The organism is Vibrio sp. 11-4(1), from assembly GCF_013048625.1.
In the GTDB taxonomy this organism is placed as follows: domain Bacteria; phylum Pseudomonadota; class Gammaproteobacteria; order Enterobacterales; family Vibrionaceae; genus Vibrio; species Vibrio diabolicus.
The window spans coordinates 1-1,207 of sequence record NZ_VHSY01000044.1; the positions used below are offsets into that span (position 1 = coordinate 1).

The 1,207-nt window shown below is 51.5% G+C and carries 1 rRNA gene; it reads left to right on the top strand.

The annotated features are described in order from the left end of the window. A 23S ribosomal RNA gene (locus tag FKN16_RS24235) occupies positions 1–1,207 on the top strand; the annotation flags it as partial.

The following is a 1,207-nucleotide window of genomic DNA, read 5'->3' on the forward strand; positions in this document are numbered from 1 at the left end:
AGGTGAACAAGCTGGAAAGCTTGGCGATACAGGGTGATAGCCCCGTAACTGACGACGCATATTCAGTGAAATCGAGTAGGGCGGGACACGTGATATCCTGTCTGAATATGGGGGGACCATCCTCCAAGGCTAAATACTACTGACTGACCGATAGTGAACCAGTACCGTGAGGGAAAGGCGAAAAGAACCCCTGTGAGGGGAGTGAAATAGAACCTGAAACCGTGTACGTACAAGCAGTAGGAGCAGGCTTTGTCCTGTGACTGCGTACCTTTTGTATAATGGGTCAGCGACTTATATTCAGTGGCAAGGTTAACCATCTAGGGGAGCCGTAGGGAAACCGAGTCTTAACTGGGCGTTCAGTCTCTGGATATAGACCCGAAACCAGGTGATCTAGCCATGGGCAGGTTGAAGGTTGAGTAACATCAACTGGAGGACCGAACCGACTAATGTTGAAAAATTAGCGGATGACTTGTGGCTAGGGGTGAAAGGCCAATCAAACCTGGAGATAGCTGGTTCTCCCCGAAAGCTATTTAGGTAGCGCCTCGGACGAATACTACTGGGGGTAGAGCACTGTTAAGGCTAGGGGGTCATCCCGACTTACCAACCCTTTGCAAACTCCGAATACCAGTAAGTACTATCCGGGAGACACACGGCGGGTGCTAACGTCCGTCGTGGAGAGGGAAACAACCCAGACCGCCAGCTAAGGTCCCAAATTACTACTAAGTGGGAAACGATGTGGGAAGGCTCAGACAGCCAGGATGTTGGCTTAGAAGCAGCCATCATTTAAAGAAAGCGTAATAGCTCACTGGTCGAGTCGGCCTGCGCGGAAGATGTAACGGGGCTAAGTAGTAAACCGAAGCTGCGGCAATACTCTTTGAGTATTGGGTAGGGGAGCGTTCTGTAAGCGGTTGAAGGTGTGTGGTAACGCATGCTGGACGTATCAGAAGTGCGAATGCTGACATGAGTAACGATAAAGGGGGTGAAAAACCTCCTCGCCGGAAGACCAAGGGTTCCTGTCCAACGTTAATCGGGGCAGGGTAAGTCGACCCCTAAGGCGAGGCCGAAAGGCGTAGTCGATGGGAAACGGGTTAATATTCCCGTACTTCTTACAATTGCGATGGGGGGACGGAGAAGGCTAGGTGGGCCTGGCGACGGTTGTCCAGGTTCAAGTGCGTAGGCTGAAGAGTTAGGTAAATCCGGCTCTTCT